Annotated in this window: 19 protein-coding genes; 10 read left to right on the top strand and 9 right to left on the bottom strand. The window is 45.2% G+C overall.

All coding sequences use genetic code 11. From position 1 onward, the window contains the following. The first annotated feature begins 25 nt into the window (after nt 1-25). Entirely contained in the window at nt 26-727 is a 702-nt protein-coding gene (locus GC098_RS29055; RefSeq protein ID WP_171646779.1) for a DUF1961 family protein, read from the top strand. Between the two features lie 80 nt (nt 728-807). On the opposite strand, the gene GC098_RS29060 is transcribed toward GC098_RS29055, so the two are convergent. From GC098_RS29060 to GC098_RS29075, 4 genes are all read right to left on the bottom strand, one after another. Next, nucleotides 808-2,916: a molybdopterin oxidoreductase family protein gene (locus GC098_RS29060; protein ID WP_246321303.1), complete on the bottom strand. Its 2,109-nt coding sequence runs from the start codon at nt 2,914-2,916 to the stop codon at nt 808-810. 76 nt (nt 2,917-2,992) lie between these two features. Further along, nucleotides 2,993-3,343, bottom strand: a complete 351-nt coding sequence (gene nirD / locus GC098_RS29065; RefSeq protein ID WP_064743424.1) for a nitrite reductase small subunit NirD — start codon at nt 3,341-3,343, stop codon at nt 2,993-2,995. A 29-nt stretch (nt 3,344-3,372) separates the two neighbouring features. Next, on the bottom strand, nt 3,373-5,793 hold the full coding sequence (nirB, locus tag GC098_RS29070; protein ID WP_171646781.1) for a nitrite reductase large subunit NirB: 2,421 nt from the start codon (nt 5,791-5,793) through the stop codon (nt 3,373-3,375). Between the two features lie 241 nt (nt 5,794-6,034). Further along, nucleotides 6,035-7,276, bottom strand: a complete 1,242-nt coding sequence (locus GC098_RS29075; protein WP_171646783.1) for a nitrate/nitrite transporter — start codon at nt 7,274-7,276, stop codon at nt 6,035-6,037. 462 nt (nt 7,277-7,738) lie between these two features. Here GC098_RS29075 and GC098_RS29080 point away from each other — a divergent pair, with 462 nt between their 5' ends. Further along, entirely contained in the window at nt 7,739-8,389 is a 651-nt protein-coding gene (locus tag GC098_RS29080) for an ANTAR domain-containing response regulator (RefSeq protein ID WP_171646785.1), read from the top strand. After that, nucleotides 8,386-9,417, top strand: a complete 1,032-nt coding sequence (locus GC098_RS29085; protein ID WP_171646787.1) for an anthranilate phosphoribosyltransferase — start codon at nt 8,386-8,388, stop codon at nt 9,415-9,417. The genes GC098_RS29080 and GC098_RS29085 overlap by 4 nt, the downstream gene beginning before the upstream one ends. A 235-nt stretch (nt 9,418-9,652) precedes the next feature. Here the strand turns inward: GC098_RS29085 and GC098_RS29090 are convergent, their stop codons facing one another. Both GC098_RS29090 and GC098_RS29095 read right to left on the bottom strand, forming a co-directional pair. After that, the gene (locus tag GC098_RS29090; protein WP_246359037.1) at nt 9,653-10,453 is read right to left on the bottom strand and encodes a peptidoglycan-binding protein; all 801 of its coding nucleotides are present in this window, start codon (nt 10,451-10,453) and stop codon (nt 9,653-9,655) included. A 484-nt stretch (nt 10,454-10,937) separates the two neighbouring features. Next, nucleotides 10,938-11,987, bottom strand: coding sequence for an alpha/beta hydrolase (locus tag GC098_RS29095; protein ID WP_171646789.1), 1,050 nt, complete (start codon nt 11,985-11,987; stop codon nt 10,938-10,940). Nucleotides 11,988-12,141: 154 nt separating this feature from the next. Between GC098_RS29095 and GC098_RS29100 the strand changes: the two genes are divergently transcribed. Then, nucleotides 12,142-12,540, top strand: coding sequence for a helix-turn-helix domain-containing protein (locus GC098_RS29100; RefSeq protein WP_171646791.1), 399 nt, complete (start codon nt 12,142-12,144; stop codon nt 12,538-12,540). Beyond that, entirely contained in the window at nt 12,524-12,760 is a 237-nt protein-coding gene (locus GC098_RS29105; RefSeq protein ID WP_246359038.1) for an IclR family transcriptional regulator domain-containing protein, read from the top strand. The genes GC098_RS29100 and GC098_RS29105 overlap by 17 nt, the downstream gene beginning before the upstream one ends. 85 nt (nt 12,761-12,845) lie before the next feature. On the opposite strand, the gene GC098_RS29110 is transcribed toward GC098_RS29105, so the two are convergent. Beyond that, a complete protein-coding gene (locus GC098_RS29110; protein WP_171646794.1) occupies nt 12,846-15,104 on the bottom strand; it encodes a helix-turn-helix transcriptional regulator in 2,259 nt (752 codons plus the stop codon). A 256-nt stretch (nt 15,105-15,360) separates the two neighbouring features. Here GC098_RS29110 and GC098_RS29115 point away from each other — a divergent pair, with 256 nt between their 5' ends. From GC098_RS29115 to GC098_RS29135, 5 genes are all read left to right on the top strand, one after another. Further along, a complete protein-coding gene (locus GC098_RS29115) occupies nt 15,361-16,305 on the top strand; it encodes an ABC transporter permease (RefSeq protein ID WP_171646796.1) in 945 nt (314 codons plus the stop codon). A 24-nt stretch (nt 16,306-16,329) separates the two neighbouring features. Then, nucleotides 16,330-17,214 carry a carbohydrate ABC transporter permease gene (locus GC098_RS29120; RefSeq protein WP_171646798.1) on the top strand — a complete coding sequence of 295 codons (885 nt, stop codon included), beginning with the start codon at nt 16,330-16,332 and terminating at the stop codon, nt 17,212-17,214. A gap of 37 nt (nt 17,215-17,251) precedes the next feature. Beyond that, nucleotides 17,252-18,838, top strand: a complete 1,587-nt coding sequence (locus GC098_RS29125) for an extracellular solute-binding protein (RefSeq protein WP_171646800.1) — start codon at nt 17,252-17,254, stop codon at nt 18,836-18,838. Between the two features lie 22 nt (nt 18,839-18,860). Further along, nucleotides 18,861-20,117, top strand: coding sequence for a Gfo/Idh/MocA family protein (locus GC098_RS29130; RefSeq protein WP_171646802.1), 1,257 nt, complete (start codon nt 18,861-18,863; stop codon nt 20,115-20,117). Nucleotides 20,118-20,891: 774 nt separating this feature from the next. Continuing rightward, a complete protein-coding gene (locus GC098_RS29135) occupies nt 20,892-21,881 on the top strand; it encodes a ketoacyl-ACP synthase III (protein ID WP_171646804.1) in 990 nt (329 codons plus the stop codon). Here GC098_RS29135 and GC098_RS29140 read toward each other — a convergent pair. Then, nucleotides 21,861-22,145, bottom strand: coding sequence for a hypothetical protein (locus GC098_RS29140; protein WP_171646806.1), 285 nt, complete (start codon nt 22,143-22,145; stop codon nt 21,861-21,863). The genes GC098_RS29135 and GC098_RS29140 overlap by 21 nt on opposite strands. After that, nucleotides 22,145-22,342: alpha-helical endospore appendage domain-containing protein (locus GC098_RS29145; RefSeq protein ID WP_512699025.1), on the bottom strand; the 198-nt coding region annotated here is incomplete at its 5' end. The genes GC098_RS29145 and GC098_RS29140, both read right to left, overlap by 1 nt.

Below are 22,342 nucleotides of genomic sequence, written 5' to 3' on the forward strand. Positions count from 1 at the left end.
TAGATGAGTGAGGGTGACGTACAACATGGATTGGAATGAAATATTCATGCTAGATGAGCTTTTATATCAAAATCCTTTAGCCGTTGAAAGCGATGTGCTTGATTTCAAAATGGAAGGGCAGGCTGTTGCCAGTTTTCCACTGAATCGAATGCGGCTGGAGAATAAGCTTGACCCAAAGCTTGGGCAGAAATCGAATTTCGTTTATTGGTGTCCGGTTGAATTTCCAGACAACATCGCGATCACTTGGGATTTTTGGCCGATTCACGAGCCGGGTCTTTGCATCTTATTTTTTGCCGCAAAAGGGATCCGTAGTGAAGATTTGTTTGACAGCCTGCTTTCCGTAAGATCAGGTGCGTACGACCAATATCACCATGGAGATATCGACGCTTTCCATGTATCCTACTTCAGACGCAAGGAAGAAGAGGAGCGGAGTTTTCATACGTGCAATCTGCGTAAAAGCTATGGCTTTCATCTGGTTTCGCAGGGCGGAGATCCGATTCCGTCCGTTACCGATGCCAAAGGTCCATACCGGATGAAATTGTTTAAATGGGGAAGTGAAATTTTATTCGCCATCAATGATCTGACTGTCTTGCATTGGACCGATGACGGAAAAACATTTGGGAAGCCTCTTACCGGAGGAAAGATCGGCTTTCGCCAGATGGCTCCTCTTATTGCCGAATACGCCAATCTTACTGTATATTCGATTTCAAAAAAGCATGCTTTGTAAACTCCTACCTCACTATTACCCACAAAAAAAAGACCGCACCTGCTTAGTTCTTTGGCCAAGCCAACTAAGCTGAGTGCGGTCTACTCGACACGTTCCACTTTTACTGCGCATATTTTAAACTCCGGCATCCGACTCGTGGGATCCAACGCATCATTCGTTAATTGATTAATCGAATGCTCATCACCCCAATGAAAGGGCACAAAAACCGTACGAGGCTGAATACCTTCCGTCACTTTGACTTCGAATATCAAGGATCCACGGCGGCTTGTAATGCGGATCTTGTTATCCATACTCAGTCCAATTCTCTTAGCGAGCCATGGATGAATCTCGGCAACGGGAACGGGAGCCTTCTTATTCAACGCTTCCGTTCGACGTGTTTGTGCACCACTTAAATAATGATTCGCAAGCCTACCCGTTGTAAGTACGATGGGATAATCCGTATCAATTGGTTCTGCCGGCATTTTCGGCTTAATACCGAACAATCTGGCTTTGCCATCGGAATGATTAAAATGATTCTCAAATAATAGCGGTGTACCCGGGTGGTCAGGAGCAGGACACGGCCAGAATATGCCTTTCTCCTCCTGAAGCCGCTCATACGTAATGCCACTGTAATCCGCTTTCCCACCTGCCGTAGCAGCTGCCAACTCGCGAAACACATCTTCAATACCCGCATATTGAAAATAGGCTCCCCGGCCTAGCGCTTCTGCTAGCTGACAAATAATGTGGAAATCAAGTCTGCTGTTTCCCGGAAGCTCCATCGCTTTCTGGCGGTGAAACACGCGTCCTTCCAGATTGGTCATCGTACCTTCTGCTTCCGCAAAGGATGACCCTGGTAACAAATAATGGGCATAACGCGCCGTTTCGGTTTCGAACATGTCAACGACAACAAGCAGCTCCAGCTTCTGCAGCGCCCGCTCCACCATCCGATTATTTGGGCTGGATACGAGCGGATTCGATCCGAGGACGATTAAGGCCTTGATTTCACCTTCATCTATCTTCTGCAGCAGTTCATAAGCAGAAACCCCTTTGCCAGGCAGTTCACTTGGATCGATGCCCCATACCTTGGCTACATGCTCACGCGCAGCTGGGTCTTCGATCAAACGATAGCCCGGCAGTTGGTCCGCCTTCTGCCCATGCTCGCGTCCACCTTGCCCGTTCGCCTGGCCAGTCACGGCGCCATAGCCGCAGCCTTTGCGCCCTATTTTGCCGGTGATCAAGGCTAAATTAATGTAATTCAGCGTGTTCTCTACCCCGTTCACTTGCTGTTCCAAGCCACGTGCTGTAAGTACAATCCCTGTCTCCGCCTTCGCGAATCCACGAGCTATCGTACGAATTACGGCTTCTAGAATGCCAGTTAGCTCCTCCACTCTCGCTGGGGTGAAAGGCTTAACGGCCTCCTTCAATTGCTCAAATCCAACCGTGCGTTCTTCAATGAATCGATGATGAACGAGTTTCTCCTCCACCATGACATGTAGGAGTCCGTTTATAAATACAGAGTCGAATCCCGGTTGTAGACGAACATGGATATCGGCTACCTTCGATGTCATGGTATTACGCGGATCAATCGTTACGATCACTGCGCCTTTTTTCTTCGCTTCAAGTAAATAAGGCATCATTGTCGGCTGGCATTCCGCAATATTCGTTCCTGCGAGAATGATATATTTCGCATTCGGAACTTCCGTTAGAGGCATTGTCATCCCGCGATCGATCCCGAAAGCCTGATTACTGGCTGCGGCCGCTGAGGACATACAGTATCTACCATTATAATCAATGTATTTGGACCTGAGTGCTACTCGGGTAAACTTACCAAGTAAGTAACTAACTTCATTGGTAAGTGAGCCCCCGCCATACACGCCAATGGCATCAAGGCCATACGTTGCTTGAAGTCCTTGAATCCGTTCAGCAATGTCTGCAAACGCATGGTCCCAAGAGACAGTTCGCCACCGCCGTGGCTCACCAATCCCCCTAGTCAATGGCTTAAGAATCCGATCGGCATGAAGCACATGATCCAGTGCATTCAATCCTTTCTGACAAAGACGGCTAGTCGCCACAGGAAAGTTCGGGCTTGGTTTAATCGTGAGACCTGACGTCTTCTCACTCGGCATAATCTCCAATCCGCACTGCATGCTGCAAAAGCAGCAATGGGAGGAGGGTTGTTCTTTAGGTAAAGCCAATAGTGCTGATTTCAACGCACCCCACCCCCGATGATAAAGCTCTCTATGAAATCTCAATGTATCTGAATGTGCCTATGCGGTCAACAAAGCGTTAGCAGGCTAATTCTTTGTTTATCGGAAATCCAATAAATACCGTTCCATCATGAACTTTCGTAGAATACGTTCGTACACACCCCGTATCCGGAGCTTGAACGAGACCGGAAGGGAGATGAATCTTGCGATCATGCATCGGACAGAAGACGTGGTCATCACATACAATTCCTTCCGCAAGGACGCCCTCTTTATGAGGACAGCGGTTCTGGATGGCTTGAAGCTTGCCGCTTTTCAGCTTGAAGAGTGCTACCTCTTCTCCTTGATACCGAATTGTTTTTCCTGTGTTAACAGCTAAATCGTCATAAGAAACGGCCTGCACCCAAATCATTTGCTCTTCTTGTGTTTTCATAGTCTGCTCCTCCCGACTTTCCTCTTTTTCTAGTTAAGCTCTACAACTTCATAAAGGTCACGTTGAATTTTTTTGCTATCAATCGCTTGTTTCCAAGGGTCCTTCGTCACAGAAAGCGCTAGATCCATACGAGCACACAATTGTTTACGCTCTTCCTCATTCTCAACCACATCACGGATATGCTCGATACCAAGTCGGTGCACCCACTCGCTTGTGCGCTCACCATATTTACCTGTTTCACGATAGTACTGCAGATATGCTTCTGTATATTCGATAATGTCTTGCTCCGTCTTGACAGTAGTCAATAGATCACCCACGCGTACCTTCACACCGCCATTTCCTCCGGCATAAAGCTCCCAACCGCCATCAACCGAAACGATGCCTAAATCTTTGATCCCTGATTCCGCACAATTTCGAGGACATCCGGATACCGCTAGCTTTACTTTGGCAGGTGTGTTCAAGCGTTCAAAACGTTTCTCCAGCTCGATACCTACACCCATCGCGTCACCCGTGCCGAATCGGCAGAAAGTTTCTCCCACACACGTTTTTACAGTTCGTAAGGCTTTACCATAAGCATAACCGGAAGGCATATCTAAGGCTTCCCACATCGCGGTAAGATCTTCTTTCTTCACACCAAGCAAATCAAGACGCTGTCCACCTGTAAACTTCACAGTTGGGACATTGAACTGCTCGGCTACTTCTGCAATACGCTTCAATTCCGTCGGATTGGTTACACCGCCATAGATCCGTGGAACTACGGAGTACGTTCCATCTTTCTGAATGTTAGCGTGCATACGCTCATTTACAAAACGTGAAGTACTATCGTCTTTATACGTATCTGGACTTACCATACCTAGATAGTAGTTGAGCGCAGGACGGCATTTCGAGCAGCCTTCATCATTTTTCCAGCCAAGGACGTTCATCACTTCACGTACATGGGATAACCCTTTTTCACGAATCGCTGTAACGACTTCATCACGTGTATGGTCTGTACAAGCGCAAATCGTCTCTTTCGCAGCGTTCTTATCATAGGAAGCTCCTAGTGTAAATGCCAACAAATCACTAACGAGTGGTTTACAACCGCCGCAAGAACGAGAAGCTGTCGTACAATTTTTCACTTCATCCACTGTCGTTAATCCTTGATCCTTGATCACTGAACAAATCGTTCCTTTGGTAACGCCGTTACAACCACATATGATGGCATCGTCTTTCATGTCAGCAACACCCGATGCCGCTCCGCCTCCGGATGAATCCGTCAAAATAGCCGTTTTTTCCAAGCCGCTAACATCTGTTTCTTCCCGAATCATTTGCATAAGTCGCGTACCATCCGCCGTATCTCCGAAGAGAACCGCACCGATGATTTTATTGTCTTTAATCACAACTTTCTTATAAACACCAGTGAACTCATCATGAATGCGAATGGCTTTCGTGCCTTCCGCATCGCCGAACTGTCCGCCTGAGAAAACGTCAACACCAGATACTTTAAGCTTCGTATAAAGGATAGACCCTTCATAAGGACCCGTTTCCACGCCTGCCAAATGTTTAGCAAGCACAGCACCTTGCTCGTAGAGCGGTGCCACCAATCCATAAGCAATCCCACGATGCATCGCGCATTCCCCAACCGCATAAACATTGGGAGCACTTGTTTGCAAATAGTCATTCACAATGATGCCAGGATTGCACTCAACTCCAGCCTTTTTCGCAAGTTCAACATTGGGACGAATCCCTACTGCCATAACGATAAGATTGGCCTCAGCAACAGTACCATCTTTGAATTTCAAGCCTGTTACCCGCTTGTCGCCAACGATTTCCGCGGATTGCTTCTCAAGCAAGAAGTTGATACCCTGCTCTTCAAGCGCCGCTTGCAGCATTTTGGACGCCGTTCGATCAAGCTGACGCTCCATAATTGTATCTACAATATGAACAACATCAACCTTCATACCTAAGTTAAGGAAGCCTCTCGCCGCTTCTAATCCTAATAAACCGCCACCGATAACGATCGCTTTTTTATACTTTTTAGCGGACTCGATCATAATTTCACAATCACGAATGGTTCTGTACGCCATAACCCCTTCTTTATCAGCGCCAGGCATTGGAATCATAAAGGGATTAGATCCTGTAGCCAAAATCAATTTATCATAAGAAACTGTCAGTCCCTTATCACTCGTTACGGTTTGTGCTGCTGTATCGATGTCTGTAATGGTTTGGTTGGTATGCAAGGTGATGTGGTTATTCGCATACCATTCATAGGGATGAATGACGATATCCTCTACCTTGGAATCTCCCGCAAGTACGTAGGACAACAAGATTCGATTATAATTCGGATGCGGTTCACTGCCAAAAATCGTAACCTCATATTTATCAGGTGTAAGTTTAAGTAAATGTTCAACAGCGTTAACGCCCGCCATTCCGTTTCCGACTAGGACCAACTTCTCTTTTTTGACTGTCATTGTGATCATCCTTCCATCCATTTACTATTAAAAAGTTCGTTTTTTTTGAAAAAGGGCCATTCAGGAGCTCACGCCCCCAAATGACAAATTGGGATATGGAGCTTGAGAAGTTCGATTTGAACTTCCAAAGACGGTAAGCAAGTAAACGTCTTTGCGCATGCAGCCTGGACACTCAAGCTGCATGAGCAAAGGCTTTACTTATATGCCGCTGGCCATACGACCAGCGGCTTGAACCTGTTATTTAAGCATGCACACTATCCATAGAAGCTGGAGCCACCTTCACTTTGCCGCCTTCACCGATCCAAGTACGTTTCCATTGCCCTTGCACAATGGCGATCAACAAGAGACATGTAATCGCAATCGCACTTAAGATTAGGAACCCTGGTGTAAAAGAACCTGTCGTTAGTTTCAAGTTACCGAGAATCTTGGGTAAGAAGTATCCGCCCAAACCACCTGCTGCTCCAACGATTCCAGTTATAACACCGATTTCCGTCTTGAAGCGCTGCGGAACAAGTTGGAAAACGGATCCATTCCCCATACCGAAAGCCATCATGGCAATGAAGAGCATAATCGTTGTTAAGGAAAGTGATGGCAGTGTAGAGATGCCAGCCATCATCAAAGCGACAACGCCGTACAAGACCATTAACATCCGAATGCCGCCAATTTTGTCTGCCAGCCAGCCGCCTACTGGTCGGAAGAAGCTGCCGCCGATTACGCATATCGTAGTAAAATCAGCTGCTTTAACTGGAGCAAGACCATATTGCGTATTGAAGAAGATGGTTAAATAAGATGCCATTCCAACGAAACCGCCGAATGTTACACTGTACAAAATACAGAACAACCAGGAATCTTTCTGTTTCAATACTTTGCCGTATTCCTTAACCGTTTTCGGTGCCGGTTTATTCGGGCTATCCTTTGCCAATACACTAAAGATGATTAAGGTTAACGCAATCGGAATCATCGCAATGCCGAAAACAACATGCCAATCTCCATAATGCTGTGCTATTCGGTTTGCAAATAAGGTAGCGAAGATCGTTCCACTGTTACCTGCCCCTGCAATCCCCATCGCTAATCCTTGATACTGCGGTGGGTACCAGCTGCTGGCAAGTGGTAATGCTGCCGCAAAACTTGCGCCTGCAATACCCAGCATCAGTGCAACGAAGTACATATCACCCATTGTGTTTGCAAACTGCCAACCCCAGAATAATGGTACTAAGGTTAACGTTAGTCCGATTTGTCCTGTAAGCTTAGGGCCTATCTTATCTGTCAGAACGCCCAGTACCAATCGAAGTACGGCTCCTCCTAAGGTAGGCAATGCAACGAGATTCGCCTTTTCAGCAGCATCCAGATGAAAATCATTAGCTAGAATAACCGCTATCGGCCCAAGAAGAACCCAAACCATGAAGCTCATGTCAAAATATAAAAATGAACTGAACAATGACCCTTTGTGCCCCACTTGCATAAAACTTTTCCGATCAACCATGCATTCCCTCTCCTTTTGTGAGGCTTTTCGCCTTCTTTTTTTCCTACCCAGACGTGTTTGACTGTTCTTTGACAGAAAAGGCCGACAAACATACCCCAACTTGTGTGGGATGCTTATCGGCCTCTTTGCCACTGCTGCCCACATCATCGTGAACAGCATTTTAGTTGATTTTCAGTAAATAGAACATAAATAGCCTATCCGGTTACGTATTTGTAAGGGGATAGGCGCCATTGCCTTCGTTAGTGGCACATCATTGTGCCGATTTCTAATTTGATTATAGTATGACATAGCCGTCGTGTCAATAAACATAACACAAAATTTTATATGTGAGATTCCTTCTATCATATCGACAAATTTTATAGTCATATGCTATAGTAATGCCGTATAATAAATCACGATATCGCGAAAACCTTACATGAAGTTGCCATTGGAAAGAAGCTACCCACGATAGGAGGTATTCAAATGTTACAATCATTTATACTGATCGACGAGTTTAAACAAACTCGCTCAGCTACCTCCTCCTCGTCGTCAATTACCGAGCTGAATGTTACGAATAATGAAAAGGAATCCTTGCCTGAAGCGACGCTGAAGGATTTGGGATTTCGCATATATGTAGCATCTAATGTAAAAGAAATTTCATTTATGATCCCCAAGGTCGATGCTGTTTTATTATCGGTAGGTCCTGATCAAGTGGAACCATGGCGCTCGAGTGTACTTGCTCATCGCAGCCTTCCTCTCTTCTGGTGGTGTGATGCTCAAACTTTTCCTTCTAATGAATGTAGAATGGACGCCGGTATTGATGGTTTAATCGGTTCTGCGATGAGTCCTCTTGAAATTCACTGTGCGCTGCTCCTTGGTGTGAATCATTACTTTAGGCGAACCGAATGGCAGCAAGAGCGCGAACAGCTTCTCTCCAAACTGGAGGAGCGCAAATGGGTCGATCAGGCGAAGCGAATCTTATGTGAAATCAAAGGTATCTCCGAAGCAGAGGCTTATGATTTTTTGCGCAAACAAGCCATGAATGAACGAAAACGTATGGTGGACGTCGCTACCTCCATTGTCAAGGTGTATCAAATACTAAAGGATCAGAAACAAGGAGGTCGCAAACGATGATATCTTTATTAAAAGAAGTAGGCCGCGGAAAGCGCGGAGCCAGAGACCTTTCCTATGAAGAAGCTTCACAAGCAGCGGAGCTCATTCTAACCGGAGCCGCTACACAGGCTCAAATGGGCGCTTTTCTCGTTGCAGAACGTATCAAAATGGAATCTCCTGATGAGTTAAAGGCCTTCATCGATGCCTTGCGCCAGCGTATCCAGACCTATCCAATACCCGGCAGCATGGATTGCGCCGGACCTTATGATGGACGCTCACGTACGTTCATCGCGACTTTACCGACCGCGTTCGTTCTCGCGGCCTGCGGACTTCCCACTACGCTGCACGGCAGTCCGAGTATGCCGCCCAAATGGGGCATCACGTTGTCCGATGTGCTAGCGGCACTTAATGTACCCGCGCTTGACGCGTCACGCGAAGCGCTCATATCAGCTGCAGCGCGAACAGGCTTCCTGTTCGCACCAACGGAGAGCTGGTGTGCACCGCTCGGCGAGCTGCGCGAACTGCGCAAGGAACTCGGTCTGCGGACCGTGTTCAACACAGCAGAGAAGCTGCTGCGCTTTACGGAAGCACCCTTCATGGCTGTCGGTGTGTTTCACGGTACGGTGTTCGAGAAAATCACCAATTTATTAATCGAACTGGGCGTCTCTCGCGGCATAGTCGTGCAGGGTATGGAAGGCTCCGAAGACTTATCCGTAGACAAGCGCACACGGACATACCTAATTCAAGAGGGCACCAGTGAATTATTCATTGTTGATCCTGAGATTTACGAATTAATGGTCGAGGTGCCGGAGATTGAATGGACCGCTCAGCTGCAAGGAGAAACGGCATTATCCGTTCTTCGCGGAGAAGCTGAGCTTCCCTACTTGAATATGGTTTTACTGAATAGTGCCGTGCGTCTGTGGGTTTCCCAGAAGGCAGGATCCATTGAAGAAGGTATTTATTTGGCCCGACATGCGATTGAGCAAGGGGCTGCTCTACAAAAATTCACTGAGTGGACAGAAGCAATTAATCCGGTATCCGCCACTTAATTTTTATACTTATGAGAAAACCTCTATCGAGGCCATTCAAAGATGTGCGACCGCTCTTCTACCCCACAAAGTGAAGTCATGCTTTGAAGCAAAATCCGATTACTTTGCGGGGGCCCCAATGAATCGGTAGGTTTTATCGCCAAATAGAATTTTCACTTCCAAGAGTCCTCGGAAATTTATAAATTCTATTGTGGTGAAAAAAGAGCCCCAATGGGCTCTTTTTTCATTTTCATTTTCATTTTCCAATAAACTGCTGGGTAAACATTTTACCACACGGACCGCCGTTTACGATGCCGATCCCAATATGGGTGTAATCTTTGCTGAGTATATTCGCTTTGTGTCCTGGAGAATTCATCAACGCCTCATGAGCCGCTTGTACACTTTGATTGCAAGCAATATTCTCTCCCGCCGCGTTATACGTAATGCCAAATTTCTCCATCATATCGAATGGCGAACCATACGTCGGTGAATCGTGGGAGAAATAATTGTTATCGACCATATCTTGGCTTTTTAGTCTAGCCGTTTTGGTAAGCGCCGGGTCGACAGCAAATGGAGAAAGCCCCACAGCAGCACGCTCCTTGTTAACCAAATCCAGCATTTGCTGCTCCTCCACCGTTAATTCCGTAGTCGATGGGACTTGCGGTTTAGGCGTAGGCTTTGGTGCAGCTGGTGGAGGAGCTGGTGTTGGTGGTGTCGGCTTCTTGGCAATTTTTAAATTACCGTAAGCCCACAGGATGGATTGCAGCGTTTGATCATCTACATTCCCAGTCGCAGGAAGTCCGTATCTGCTTTGAAACGCTTTAACACCCTGTAGGGTTTGATTACCATAGTAGCCCGTAATAGGTCCGCTATAGTAGCCAAGTGACTTCAGCATCCCTTGCACCGCATAGACATCAGGCCCCTTAGCCCCTTTACCATAGGCAAAAGCGGTGGTTGTGGATGAGCAGAACAATGCGATACAGATTAGAATAATCCAGACATGCTTTTTTTTACCCTGTAACATGCGTTTACGTTCACTCCCCGTCATCAGCATCATTCGTCACACAGTGGACGATAGCATTAGAATGACCAAATTCACGACTATTATCCATAATAAAGAAATATGGGTTGGATGTCGTTTCAAGGTAAGGGTGAACCGTCTCAAAGCCCAGAAAATCCGCGTGGTTATGTCTTTCGCCTCATTAAAAGGGGTAACCTCTTGATCACCCCATGATTCCTTACAACGGGTAGGCATAACTCCTTTTAGACTCGTTTAGGCTGCTTCGTAAAGGTAGATAGGCTAAAGTGGCTACCAATGTTGTGTTTTCTACAACAATTCATACGCCAAAAGGCTATTTTGTACTCTGAAGTTGCAGTTTGTACAACATTTTGAACCCATTTGTTGCGAAATAGCCAATATTGGACCAAATTGTTGTACATTATGCAACAAAGGAGGGAGAAAGGCGGGATCTAGGCAGCAATTGTTGCACTTTCTACAACATCGATGCGTTCCGCTACATGCCGTACTCCTATCAATTGCCTTAGGCGAATATACGCTTTATTTCTTTAGCGATTTCATTGACACAATCTTCCGCCTGCGGATATAAACCTGTCTTATCCAAAAACGCATGATCCATGCCGTTATACTGAATCAGCTTCGTCGGCACACCCGAGCGGGCTAACTTTTTAGCGTAAGCTTCATCCTCTATCCTTAAGTAGTCAAATTCCGCCGTGATGATCAAGGTCTCTGGCATGCCGCTTAAATCGTTCGCCAATAGCGGGGCTACATAAGGATCCGTTAGCTTCGTGCGATTTTGCAGGTACAGATTTAGCAGCATACCGCTGCCTCCTCGCAATCCTTCAATCCCAGCGACAATGAACTCTTCGTGATTGCGAATGTCGTATTCATCTAGGCTCCATTTGAAATCTTCCGTTTCGACAGCGCCCATATTAACAGTAGGATAAATAAGCGCTTGATATTTAATCATCCCCGTTCCTTTGTCACGGTCCATCAAGGCGCAAACCGTAGCCAAATTGCCTCCTGCGCTATCGCCAGCCACTGCGATTCGCTGTGGATCAACACCGATTTCACTGGCGTGCTCGTAAACCCACTGAACGGTTTCGAAGCAATCCATTAGTCCTGCAGGAAACGGATGCTCTGGGGCAAGCCGGTAATCGACTGAGACTACGACAGCCCCGGCTTTTTCAGCCAAAGCTTTGCATGGGTTCTCAACGACGTCAACGGTTCCGCCAATAAAACCGCCACCATGAAAGAATACGATCACCGGTAAACTTCTTTCTTGTGAAGGCGTGTAAATACGCAGCGGAATCGGGCCGTTCGTTCCCTCAATGGTTTTGCAAGCGTTCGCAATTTCAGTCTGAGTAACATCCTCGTTCTTCCATCCCATCATAGCCCTCATCGCTTTAACGAAATTTGGTATATCAGAAGGATCGAAATTCGGCCTCTCTGTCGATGCCATAACCTCCGCCTGTTGTTTCTGAATATGATACACTCGCGGGTCTAATTGGCCCACGGCATCTGAATCGGGAATCGGTTTGATCACTTTTACATACTGTTCTTTACTGTTCATACATACATCTCCTAACTCTCAAATTGTTTATCAAAACTGGATTGGATAAGAGCTCTTATGTATGTATAATAATAGGCAATTGTGAACTCAAACAATGCGATTGTTCCTCTATGCGGAACACTAAAATGAATCGGAGAGGGGCTTATATCAACTCGTGCCGAATACAAATCCGCAACTACTTTCTTCCGTTAAAAACGCCTTGCGTCTATTAAAATTATTTACCGTGAAAACACCCGAAAAAAGGCTGACTGAGCTAGCCGATGAATTGAGTCTCAGCAAAAGCACAACCAGTCGGTTGCTGTCCACCTTACTGAGTGAAGGGTTTGTTTTCCAAGATCCAATCACTCATAAATACAGGCTCGGCCAACGAATCGCTTCGCTGTATCACGTTATTGTCACAACCTATTGGGACTTATCGCAAGCAGCAAGCCCTATTATTCAACGTCTTGCTCGCGAAACTTCCGAAGCACTCCGTGTTGCTGTATTAGAAGAAAATGAAATCGCATACATCCAGAACCATTACCGACCCTATCCAGTTGAAAGAACAGCTTAAACAAATTCGTAATCAAGACTATTGCGTATGTATCAGTGAATTTATCGAAAACATGGTCTCCATCTCATCCCCCATTCGGGATTCAGTAGGTCAGGTCATATCCGCGATTACTTTAATTGCTCCGACGCAGCGTATGGATGAGGACCGAATCGTCTTCTATACCCATAAAGTCGTAAAGACGGCGAAAGAGATATCGCGTCAGTTCGGTTTTCTGAAATGATCTGATAATGGTCCTATTATGAAGAACAGCGGTTCACATCCCCGTACTTTCTGGGTTGTGACCGCTGTTTTTCTGAGACTATTTTCTAATAACCACTCGCACCCTCGTTTAACTGAATATTGTTTCTCCGATATTCGCTTGGCGTAACACCTAGATACTTTTTAAAGATGCGGTTAAAGGAACTCATGGTTTGATAGCCTGCTTGGAGAGCAATATCTTGAATTTTCATATCCGTTTGCATAAGCAGCTTAACCGCCTGCTTGATACGGAACTCATTAACGAAGTCAACGAAGTTGGTTCCTGTTTTCTCCTTAAAATAAGTGGATAGATAACCCCCGGTAATGTTAAGTTTACCGGCTATTAGATCCAATGTGATATCTTCCGAGTAATGATCCTGCAAATAGTCGACTATAAAGCTGACGATCGGGTCGCGTTCTTCCTTTTTCAACCGGATCAACTGACCTGCTTCGTTCAGGATCATCTCGAAATATTGTTCCAATTCCTGGGTGGTGTGCATGAGTCGAATCGATTTCGCCGAACCCGCCACTTGGTTGGTATCCAGATGCAGAGAGTTTAGTATTCGCTGGACTTTATCTGTTATTTCCTCCGCAAACCGATAGAAAACAGGCGTGCTCACCTCTTTCTTTTTCATTTGCTTAAGAACACGACGCAGCGTTTGTAGGACCAGGGTATCGTTACCTTCCTGTAGGTTAACGTTTATTTCCTGTTCGAGGGTACCTGGGAGCAAGAAAGACTCCTCTTTCACGTCCTCGTCATATAAAATCCTAGTCTCATCGTCAAAAGGGCGATGTTTGACCAATTTCACGACTTGTTCATAGGCGGATGTCTGTTCAGAAGAATGCTCATATAAATCACTAACGGCTATAGTGAAAAAAAAGTATTCCTTATCGGTTGCCAGGACTTGCTTAATCGTATTTAAAACTTCCATCCATTGCTGGGTCTGATCGTTCATATACACAATAGATAATATTTGATCCGTTTCGATCTGAAAAGTATGGGCATCGTTCAATTCTTTTCCCATCGCTTGATTGACATACTCCCGAATAAAATAGGTGGCGCGTTCCTTTTCCTCGCTTATATCCTGAGAAAATTGTATTTTGAAAGTTAGTTGAAATAAGATAAAGCGAAACGGCTGGTTCATTTCATCTGAAGCATGGATCTCATCGGAATCGCTATGAATACGTTTTAACCGTTTCATGTACGCGTAATAACGAAGGAGAGACGTTTTTTTCTCCAAGTTCATATGGGCGTCTTGATTCGATTTCAACATGAAACCAATATTTTCTTTAATCAGTTCAAATTCATTCGTGTGTTTGCCGAGCGTATTTTTTTCGTTAAAATGCCGGATCGAATCCACTATTTTTTTGACCGGATTGTTAAACCTCATGCTAAAGAAGACGGACGCTGCAATGCTTATAAGGACCGAAATGACGAGAAGCGCAATAAGAGTCAAGTTCAAATGGAATATTTGGGACGAAATCGCGGCATCCGGGACAATATTGACGTACGTAAATCCAGTGACCTCCCCTTTTTTATAAAAATAGTAATTCCCGTTTTCCTTGATCCAATCTTTACCCGGTTCCAAAACCGGAAGTTGATGCCGACTGGTAGAATCGGACGAGAACAAAGGATGCCCTAGATTGTCCAACATGTAAAAGTTATCGTTGATCGATTGATGAAACGCCTTGTATAACCTATTGGTATCGATAAAGGCAAGCATAATATAGTCGGGATAAAAATCACTTTTTATCATTAAAGGAAAAACAAGGCCGGTTTGTGACACAGGACTAAGATTGGGCGCTTCCGTAAAGGTAGCCGCGGGATACATTTTGAAGAAGACTTTTTGGGCAAATTCCTGTTTCCAGAAGTCATAGGTGTAGTCTGGATTCGTATAGAGTTGGCTGAATATCGCTTCTGGACTTGCTCCTCTTGCTTTTTCGAGAATAAGTGAATGTTTGATATCGTAGACAAACAAGTTATTTAAATAAAAACGGGGATTGGAGACCGTGTTTCGCAGATCGTCGATCACATGATTGGCGGCGACGTAATCGATGGATGCTGAATCTGAATCCCGAAGGTTTTTATTTAAGTACAAATTGACAATGATGCTGTTCAGCAGTTGAAAATATTCTTCAAAGTCGTGAGTCGTATTGGACATGTTGGTATCGTTATATTTAATCAGCTCATCCCGTACGCTCTTTCTGAAAAATGTAAGTGAAAATAAATTAAACGAGACAAACAGGAGGATGATCACTAGGAAGCTTATCAGCAATTTGACAAAAATAGAGCGGGTATTGAGTTTCAACTGTCGTATTCTTCGCATGTTCTTGAATCCTCCTTCGTAATAAGAGTGATCATTTTATTGAAAATTGTGTTTTTTTACGGATTTTTCGAAGAAATGATCGGTAATGAAAATTTTACGGATAGCCTCTTCCCATCTTTCTGATTAGTATGGGTCATATGGCAACATCCACTGATGGTTCTGTAGATCGGCGTTACGCCAACACGTGTCATTATTGAAAACGGTTTCACAAACATAAGTGATCTTTTTATAGTACATAAATATAGGGGGGAAGACAATGGAAATAATCGCAGAAAGTAGGATTGTGAAGAAGAAGAGAAATTCGCTCGCATCCAGATTGTGGAAAGAAAAATATTTGTATCTGCTCCTTCTGCCGGGACTTGCTTATTTCATTATTTACCGCTACGTTCCTATGTTGGGCAATATTATCGCCTTTCAGGATTTCAGTGCATTTAAAGGATTTCTTCATAGCGACTGGGTTGGGATGAAACATTTTAAGAAGATTTTTGAAGATAGCGAAGTGATTCGGGTCATCTGGAACACGCTATACTTGTCCTTCTTGCAGATTGTGTTTGCCTTCCCGTTTTCTATTCTTTTGTCGCTCATGCTAAATGAATTACGCAGCGAGAAGCTAAAGCGCATCATTCAATCCATCATTTATTTGCCTCACTTTTTATCATGGGTTGTGGTCGTTGGAATCGCAACAGTATTTCTCAAATCAGAGGGGATTGCTAATCAACTATTATCCCATGTCTTTGGGATGCAGCCCATTCCTTTTCTGCAGGAGCCAAGCTGGTTCATGCCCTTGATCGTCTTGGAAGTGATCTGGAAGGAATCCGGCTGGGGTACAATTATTTTCCTCGCCGCCCTATCAGGTGTGAACCCAAGCTTGTACGAAGCGGCTGTTGTCGATGGTGCAAGCCGACTGAGGCAGATTTGGCATATTACGCTGCCAGCTATTCGCAGCACGATTGTCATTTTGTTGATTTTACGGCTCGGGAGCGTCCTCGACGTTGGTTTTGAACAAATCTTCTTGATGATTAATCCGTTTAACAGGGAAATGGGCAACGTGCTTGATACGTTCGTTTACTACAAAGGTATCGAACAATCGGACTTTAGCTTCGCGACTGCGGTCGGTCTCTTCAAATCGTTTGTTGGCTTAATCTTGATCGTTGGGGCAAACCGTCTGGCGAAGCGATTCGGTGAAGAAGGCGTCTTTTAATCATCAGATAAGGAGGTAAAGGGAATGAATTCACATTTAAGTTGGCGAAGTAAATCGATGAATGCGCTCAATGCGCTTATACTTATTGTGATTAGCTTGATCATGCTGTTTCCGTTTTATTATATGATTGTTACTTCATTTACGTCTTACGCTGAATTTGTACAAAAGGAATTACTGCTGTTTCCGAAGACATGGGTGCTTGACGCTTACAATTACATTTTTGATTCCAAAGCGTTTGTCCGTTCTATTGGCGTTACTGTCTTTGTTACAATCGTTGGTTCGTTGATAAGTCTACTGCTGACTTCCATGATGGCTTATGCGCTGTCGCGCCAAATATGGGGCCAACGATTTTATTTATTCCTTGTGCTGTTTACCTTTGTTTTCGGTGCAGGCATTATCCCAACCTACTTAGTGGTAAAAGCAACACACTTGCTCAATACGTATTGGGCGCTTATCATTCCAGGTGCGATCAACTCGTTCAACTTGATCGTGATGAGGCAGTTTTTCATGGGTATCCCTCAAGATTTATCGGAAGCTGCTTACATGGATGGTGCAAATGATTTGCAAATTTTTTCCCGCATTATCATCCCGCTTTCTAAGCCTGCTCTCGCGGCATTTGGTTTGTTTTATGCGGTAGGCAACTGGAACACTTATTTCTCGGCATTAATCTATATTAGTGATCCAGCAAAATGGACCGTACAGGTCATATTGCGCCAAATCGTCATTTTGGAGCAAGCTTCAGGGACACTTTCTGATGGTCACCTAATGGGATTGGCTCAAAACCCGCCGCCCGCCGAGACGATTGGTATGGCTGCTGTCCTGCTCGCAACGATCCCGATTTTACTTGTATATCCGTTTCTGCAAAAGCATTTTGCGAAAGGGGTGATGTTGGGATCAGTGAAAGGATAAGGGAGTACCGATTACATAACAATGAGGAGGGTTCTACATGCAAATGAAACGTATAACTACTGTCCTACTGTCTCTTACTATGGCAACCAGTCTGGCGGCTTGTTCCAGCGGGCAATCTACGGCCCCACAAGAAACCGGCAAGGCTGGGACGGATACCGACAAAAAAGTGACGATCAATTGGTTTGAAGGTTCTTGGGAAGATCCAGTCCCGCCACCGGATAGTGACGCGGTAAAAGCAATCAATGAAAAGTTTAAGGTTGATTTCAAGTCGCAGTATATTCCCTGGGATACCTATGATGAAAAGCTTGCTGTAAAAATGGCTTCCGGCGATCTTCCGGATGTGATCGGCATGGAGGAAGTTGATTCCAACTTCGTGAAATGGGCGAAGCAAGGTGCTTACCTTCCATTGGATGAGTTCATTAAGCAATATGACACATTTAAAGCGGTTCCGGATTATGTATGGGATCCTTTGAAAGTGGACGGGAAAATCTACGGGATTCCAACCTACTTTACGGCAAAAGGCGGAAAGAAACCGCTTATCCGCCAAGATTGGTTGGATAAACTTGGTCTTAAAATGCCGACCACCTATGAAGAGCTGAAGCAAGTTGTAACTGCTTTCTCGAAAAACGATCCGGACGGAAACGGGAAAGACGATACCGTAGGTTTAGGTCTTGCTAAAGGGATTTATTATGATCCGGGATTTGGCGCTTACTACAGCAATACCGCATGGTATCATAAGAATCCAAGCGGACAGTTGATCCCCGGCAATATTTCTCAAGCCAATAAAGAAAAGATTCAGTTCCTTGCTGATGTTTACAAGGCAGGCGCGCTCAATAAAGATTGGGCTGTTACGAAATATAACGACGTATTTAAAGCGTTTAACGCGGGTAAAGTCGGGATTTGGTACGATCAACCGGGACCTGGCGGGCCGGGCGGCGTTGACTTTGAAGTATTGATGAAAAATGATCCGAAGGCGGTAGTCGTTCCGATTCCTCCGTTTAAAACAGCGGACGGGAATTCCGGCTATACACTAGGGAGTGGCTTTTATCGTATGTATATGATTTCGGCCAAGCTGAAAAACGATCCGAATAAAGTAAAACGCATCCTGGAGATCATCGATTACTTCAGAAAGCCCGTTCCCTTCGATCAGCAGAATCCGAAGAACGAATACTTCGATTGGATGAACGGTCATGAAGGCAAAGGTTATAAAATGGTTGACGGAATCGCGCAACAAATGAAGGAAAACAGATCTAATGTTGCGCCTAATGCCTATATCTTAAACGAAGGATGGCAGACTGGCGATGACATTCTGTATGATTACGCGAAAATGAATAAAACAGCTGATGGAAAAGTATTCAACCAAAAGCTAGCCGATCTTTTGAAAAGTTCACCGTTTTATGTAAATCCAATCAGTCGGATTCATCCCCTTACGTTTATGGAGAAAAAGACGGAATTGAACCAATATATTACGGATGAAACGACCAAAATGGTTGTGGGTCAAAGACCGATATCCGATTGGGATAAGATGGTTGATGAATGGATGGCTAAAGGCGGAAAACAGGCTATCGATGAAGTCAACAAAGAGCTTAATGATATGAAATTACAAGGGGAATGGAAAAAGTAATTCCTCAAGGAGAGAACCTACTATGAAGGAGCTTACAGCTGTACTGATCGGTGCGGGAGCGAGAGGCGCCCATGGTTATGCGCCTTATGCCATCAATTACCCTCACTTATTGAAATTCGTCGCCGTTGCAGAATCGAATCCGGAGCGAAGGGCAAGTTTTGCCAAAGAGCACGGAATTCCAGAGGATCGCTGCTTTGGATCCTGGGAAAAGCTGCTGGAGCAGCCGCAAATGGCAGATATTGCGATGATTTGCACGCAGGACCGGATGCATTACCATCCTACACTTCAAGCTTTGAACAACAAATATCATGTGCTATTGGAAAAACCCATGTCACCCAGTCCAAAGGAATGCTTGGAGATGGAGAAAGCGTCAAAGGAAAATAACCGACTACTTACCATCTGTCACGTTCTCCGCTATACGCCGTTCTGGTCTGCTATTAAACGGCTGATCCAAGAGGACAGAATTGGCCAAGTCGTTTCCATTCAATTAAACGAGAACGTCGGTTATTGGCATATTGCTCACAGCTTCGTTAGAGGAAACTGGAATAACTCCGATACCTCAAGCCCGATGATTCTTTCCAAATCATGCCATGATATGGATGTGCTCTCCTGGTTAATGGATCAGCCTTGTGTGCGTGTCAGCTCTTACGGCTCCTTGATGCATTTTCATTCCGGGAATGCCCCTGAAGGATCAACGGATTATTGCGTTAATGGCTGTACGGTCGAATCGACCTGTCCCTATTCTGCACCACGGTTTTACTTAGGAGAAGGAAAAGGATGGGCGAGACATTTCACAGAAGAACTGACAAGGGAAAATATCGTCAAAGGCTTGAAGGAAACCCCTTATGGACGCTGCGTATACAAAAGCGATAATAATGTCGTTGATCATCAAGTTGTCAATATGGAATTCGCGAATGGGGCTACGGCGATGTTCAGCATGTGCGGCTTCACTCGTCACCAGGAGAGAAGGATTCAGATTATGGGCACCAAAGGCGAGCTTCGCGGGGACGAAGACAAGTTGACCCTGCTAGATTTCGTCACACATGAGGAGACGGAGATTAAAATTGCGACTCCAACAAGCGGCCATGGCGGCGGGGACTCTGGAATCGTGAGCAGCTTCCTTGAGGAAGTAAGGAACTACGACGGAGGAGAAAGCTTGACATCCGCATCTGCATCCGTGCGCAGCCATTTGATGGCTTTTGCTGCTGAAGAGTCCCGATTGAATCATGGGAAGTCCATAGATTTATCCGAATTTGCCATTCATAATATGAAAACATAGCGGAAAAATAAGCAGAGCCAATTCCCTCGATATGGACTTTGACCCAAATCGTGGACACTTAAAAGAAAGACCCTAGTTTAAGCTGTTCAAAGATGGCTCCTGTATTCGGTATTCACCGGGAGTCATCTTTTTTTATGTCCAAAGCTTTAACCACACCTAGCTTGAATGCTGGTTGAAAGAGACTGTCTATTCATTCATTGTGCCGCCTCAAAACTGTTAGACATAACTCCAAAATTCGATTTTTTTGTCGTTCAATAACTTCGATGCGCAACCGTGATTACCAATGTTGTCGTTTCTACAACAATTCACACATCTAAAGGCTATTTTGCAAGCAAAAGTTGTAGCTTGTACAACAATTCGAACCCATTTGTCGCGAAATGGCCTGTATGGAGATAAATTGTTGTACATTATGCAACACTGAAGGGATAGAGGTGGGATCTAGGCAAAATTGTTGCACTTTCTGCAACATCATTCAACTGAGAAGATGGGTTCATTCATTCATTCATTCATTCATTCATTCATTCAAACCTTATTCCCCTCCTATTCCAACTAGTTCCCACGTGTAATCCCCAACCTTTCTTATTCAAGAATATAACTGTTAAAAGACCCGAAAAAGGTCACTTTTTTCAAAGTGTCCATCTTTCGGGTCACACTTCGATATAACGAAAGGGAAATGGTTCTTTTTCCATTGACTTTACCCCGAGTATCCGATAAAGTGTAATTATATTTAGTACCTAGTACTAATATCAGATACCAATAAGGAGTGAATCATTGATGTCAATCGCTTCCCCTTTGCAAGCTAGAGTCACAGCAATCGGCAGCTACGTGCCCGATCGCATACTAAGCAACGCGGATCTCCAAGGTATGGTCGACACGAATGATGAATGGATCGTTCAACGCACAGGAATTCGGGAACGTAGAATTGCAGCAGCGAATGAATTCACAAGCCATTTATGTATAGCAGCTGTACAAAATATGCTCACTAGATATCCGACATCACTGAGCGATGTTGATTTAATCATCGTCGCTACCCATACACCGGATCTGCCTTCCACCCCTGTCGCTTGCCAGATTCAAGCTCATTTCGGCATCCCTGAAACTGGTGCCTACGACCTCAATGCCACCTGCTCCGGGTTCGCTTATGCCCTGCATACAGCAAGCGGCCTTGTTGCTGCTGGGGTACACCGCAAAGTACTCGTCGTCGGTGGCGATTCTTTATCCAAAATTACAGACTACACGGATCGTTCCACCTGCATTCTTTTCGGTGATGGCGCCGGAGCCGTGATAGTTGAAAGGGAAGAAGAAAATCCTGCTTTTCTTGCTCACCATCTTGGATCGGACGGTACAGGCGGCAAGCACGTATACCGAACCGGACTTGCCTCTGAATTGAACGGAACGCCATTAACGGGTGAAGGCAAGCTCGTCCAGAACGGCCGCGAGGTGTACAAATATGCCGTAACGACTGTCCCGCAAGGAATCGAGAAGCTGCTCGCAAAAGGCCGTTTACCTCATACTGCAATTGATTGGTTCATTCCTCATAGCGCTAACCTTCGAATTATTGAATCCATCTGTGAAAAGAGCGGTATTCCATTCGAAAAAGCGCTGTACAGCCTTGAATACTATGGCAATACATCCGCGGCTTCCATTCCTCTCGCTCTGGATCTAGGCATACAAGAGGGTAAGGTCAAAGCCGGTGATATGCTGCTGCTTTTTGGCTTTGGCGGGGGTCTTACTCACGCGGGTTTAATCATGCGTTGGGGATGATCCGCGAGCGACATTCTTGCTGATCCACGGCTTGCCGGGCGTTCCTAACCGGCGTTGACGTGGACTTTGTTTCGTTATTTTCTGAATCATCGAACGCTGGTATTCACTTATCGTCTTAAGATTCTCAGCCATATGGACTGCAAGCTCCTCGGAGACCGCTACTTGATCCGCTATCGTCTCTATGATTCGGCATAAGGCTCGCTGGCTTCTAGCCAGCGAGGTTAGCATATGCAATTCAACTCTCTCACGATTCGATGCTTTCATTACTTATCATCCCCACCAAACGAAAATAAGTTACCCACTCCGTTCGAACCGTCTCCCCCTGCACCTGCTCCCGATTCATTTTGTCCAAGAAGAGCCTGCATATGTCGGTTTAAGGAGTTCTCCATCTTCGTTAAACCATCGATGAGCTCTATCACATACTCATGAATCTCTCCAGATTGTTTCATCTGATGTTCATG

The organism is Paenibacillus phytorum, assembly GCF_013141715.1.
GTDB lineage: Bacteria > Bacillota > Bacilli > Paenibacillales > NBRC-103111 > Paenibacillus_E > Paenibacillus_E phytorum.

Coding starts and splice junctions, on each gene's coding strand:
- GC098_RS29095 (WP_171646789.1), bottom strand. CDS start 11,987: ATGAACAGTAAAGAACAGTATGTAAAAGTGATCAAACCGATTCCCGAT.
- GC098_RS29085 (WP_171646787.1), top strand. CDS start 8,386: ATGATATCTTTATTAAAAGAAGTAGGCCGCGGAAAGCGCGGAGCCAGA.
- GC098_RS29135 (WP_171646804.1), top strand. CDS start 20,892: ATGTCAATCGCTTCCCCTTTGCAAGCTAGAGTCACAGCAATCGGCAGC.
- GC098_RS29125 (WP_171646800.1), top strand. CDS start 17,252: ATGCAAATGAAACGTATAACTACTGTCCTACTGTCTCTTACTATGGCA.
- GC098_RS29110 (WP_171646794.1), bottom strand. CDS start 15,104: ATGCGAAGAATACGACAGTTGAAACTCAATACCCGCTCTATTTTTGTC.
- GC098_RS29115 (WP_171646796.1), top strand. CDS start 15,361: ATGGAAATAATCGCAGAAAGTAGGATTGTGAAGAAGAAGAGAAATTCG.
- GC098_RS29075 (WP_171646783.1), bottom strand. CDS start 7,276: ATGGTTGATCGGAAAAGTTTTATGCAAGTGGGGCACAAAGGGTCATTG.
- GC098_RS29055 (WP_171646779.1), top strand. CDS start 26: ATGGATTGGAATGAAATATTCATGCTAGATGAGCTTTTATATCAAAAT.
- GC098_RS29130 (WP_171646802.1), top strand. CDS start 18,861: ATGAAGGAGCTTACAGCTGTACTGATCGGTGCGGGAGCGAGAGGCGCC.
- GC098_RS29090 (WP_246359037.1), bottom strand. CDS start 10,453: ATGATGCTGATGACGGGGAGTGAACGTAAACGCATGTTACAGGGTAAA.
- GC098_RS29120 (WP_171646798.1), top strand. CDS start 16,330: ATGAATTCACATTTAAGTTGGCGAAGTAAATCGATGAATGCGCTCAAT.
- nirB (WP_171646781.1), bottom strand. CDS start 5,793: ATGACAGTCAAAAAAGAGAAGTTGGTCCTAGTCGGAAACGGAATGGCG.
- GC098_RS29080 (WP_171646785.1), top strand. CDS start 7,739: ATGTTACAATCATTTATACTGATCGACGAGTTTAAACAAACTCGCTCA.
- nirD (WP_064743424.1), bottom strand. CDS start 3,343: ATGAAAACACAAGAAGAGCAAATGATTTGGGTGCAGGCCGTTTCTTAT.
- GC098_RS29140 (WP_171646806.1), bottom strand. CDS start 22,145: ATGAAAGCATCGAATCGTGAGAGAGTTGAATTGCATATGCTAACCTCG.